1 protein-coding gene and 1 pseudogene are annotated in these 2344 nt (G+C 60.5%); one reads left to right on the top strand and one right to left on the bottom strand.

The features are described from left to right. Nucleotides 1–50 precede the first annotated feature (50 nt). Nucleotides 51–839, top strand: a complete 789-nt coding sequence (locus QWY80_RS10145) for a FadR/GntR family transcriptional regulator (RefSeq protein ID WP_290230997.1) — start codon at nt 51–53, stop codon at nt 837–839. Nucleotides 840–1479: 640 nt separating this feature from the next. Here the strand turns inward: QWY80_RS10145 and QWY80_RS10150 are convergent. Continuing rightward, nucleotides 1480–2240: pseudogene (locus tag QWY80_RS10150) on the bottom strand (IS5 family transposase); the annotation flags it as partial. Between the last annotated feature and the right edge of the window lie 104 nt (nt 2241–2344).

Raw genomic sequence — 2344 nt, forward strand, 5'->3', positions numbered from 1 at the left:
TATGTCCGACATAGGTTGAGCCAAGTCGTACACGGAGCCCGTCACACCCCATGGCCTCATCAAAGCCCGACATCGCCGAGGACCTGGCGCGCGGCATCTTCGCCGGGGAATACGCCCCTGGCAGCTTCCTGCCGCGGGAGCTGGACCTCTGCGAGACCTACGGCGTCAGCCGCAGCACGGTGCGCAGCGCCCTGCAGCAGCTGGTTTCGGCGGGCATGGTCACGCGCATCTCGGGGCAGGGCAGCCGGGTCCGCGAACTGCCCGACTGGCACCTCCTCGATCCCCGCGTCAGCGAGTGGATGGCCCGCTTCGCCCAACCCAATCCGCGGATCCAGCGCGATATCTTCGCCTTCCGGGTGGCGGTGGAACCCTTCATGGCCCGGCTGGCCGCCGAGAACGCCACGGCGGCGGACCTGCTGGCCATCGAGACGGCCTGGCAGGGCATGATCGCGGCCCTGGAGACGTCGGATCGCCGCCACGCTGGGCTCAGCCACGATGAGCATGACGTGGCCTTCCACGAGGCGATCTTCGCCGCTACCCACAACCTGCTCTGGGCCCAGCTCAGCCACATGCTCAAGCCGGCCATCGGCCTGCTGGTGGAGACCTCCAACCACAGCGCGGCCGAACTGAGCGACGGCATGGAGCGGCATCGCCTGCTGATGGAGGCGATCCGCCTGCGCCAGCCCGAGCAGGCCGAGCAGGCGGCCCTCTCGGTGCTGGAGCGTACCGGGCTGGACCTGGGCTTCGAGGGCCTCTTCGAGCATCTCCCCCCGCGACTGCGCCTGCCGGGTGCGGTCGGGACCCGGCCGAGCCGATCGGCCTCCCAGGATCCACGATAAACGCCAACCGGGTGACAGCAGGGAGCCTCCCTGCGGCGGGTCACGCCGCTGTGGCTGGAGCGTCAGGCACGAATGAGCAATGAAAAAGGGAGGCCGGCGGGCAAGCCCTTTACCCTAAGTGTGGCTGAAAGTGGGGTAAGGGGCTGACAAAGCGCTAGAGCCCGCTATGCTACTGGATATCCAGTCAGTGTGGCGGGCTATTCAGTGGGACAAAAATCCTTCCAAGGCAACAACCCTAGGATTCCTTACCCAGTCAACGGGATCCAGGTCAATGGATGCCGCAACCCAGAATGTGATGAATTTCTCCTACTCTCTCCTGTGCATTCGCCCAGTGAGTTATTGACAGAAATTAATACACGGACAGGGAAAAGTAAAGGTCGGGTGAGCCAAGGCCATTTCAGGGTTCAGGGCGTAGGGAGTAAGGAGTCTTCTCTTCACTGTTACTCTTGTGAGAAAAAATCTAAGTCAGGTGAGTTTAAAGGCCAAGTAACTTCAATTATAAAGAGCAATCAAGCGGTTCATGAGGAGTTGCAAAGGATCACTCACTTGACTAAGCCAAGTGAGGTTGCTTGCCCTAACCCTGATTGCGAAAGTAAAAATGAAGAATCCCAAAAATCAATAAAAAAGAACGGAAAGACATCTAGGTTCTGTCTGGAAAGTCGGCACGTAGACAGCGGTCTATGCAAGCCAGGCATACCATCGCTCTGAAGCTGCTGGCCAACTTATCGTAGCGGGTGCAGACCCGGCGTAGTTCTTTGATCCAACCGAAGCAGCGCTCGATGATGTTTCGCTCCCGATACCGGGGCTTGTCAAAGCCCCTCGGAGCACCAGGGCGCGGTTTTCGCTTCATCTTGCGCCGGGCAATGATCGGCTTCATGCGATGCCGGTCGCAGTAGCGGCGAAGCGAGTCGCTATCATAGCCCTTGTCCGCCACGATGAAGTTACAACGCTTGCGAGGCCTGCCCTTGGCGCCAGGCAGATGAACGTCCTCCATGGTGGGAATGAAGTGCCGCGTATCCGAGTCCTGCCCCGGCGACAGCGTGAAGGTCAGCGGCCAACCATGCCGGTCACAGACCATGTGGATCTTGGTCGTCAGGCCACCTCGACTCCGCCCCAGGGCATGGTCTACGGGTTCTTCCTGTCCCCCTTTTTACCGCCTCCAGAGGCGGCCCGGGTGGCGCGGATCGATGTCGAATCGATCATCCAGGTGTCCAGATCCATCAGGCCATCCTCTCGCAGGCGCAGTTGGAGGCGCGCCAGAATTGCCTCGAAGGTACCGTCATCGCGCTACTGACGGAAACGGTCATAAACGGTCTTCCAAGGGCCGTAGCGCTCAGGCAGATCGCGCCACTTAGCGCCGGAGCAGAGGATCCAGAAGATGCCGTTCAACACCTGGCGGTCGGCGGTCTCAATGACCAAGTGCAACACGTAACTCATCAGGTACGGTGTTGCCATGACTTACTGCTATCGCCATCTCTCTGCTGAAGACCGAGCCGCCATCATGA

Origin of the sequence: Halomonas ramblicola (assembly GCF_030409215.1) — a bacterium.
GTDB classification, from domain to species: domain Bacteria; phylum Pseudomonadota; class Gammaproteobacteria; order Pseudomonadales; family Halomonadaceae; genus Halomonas; species Halomonas ramblicola.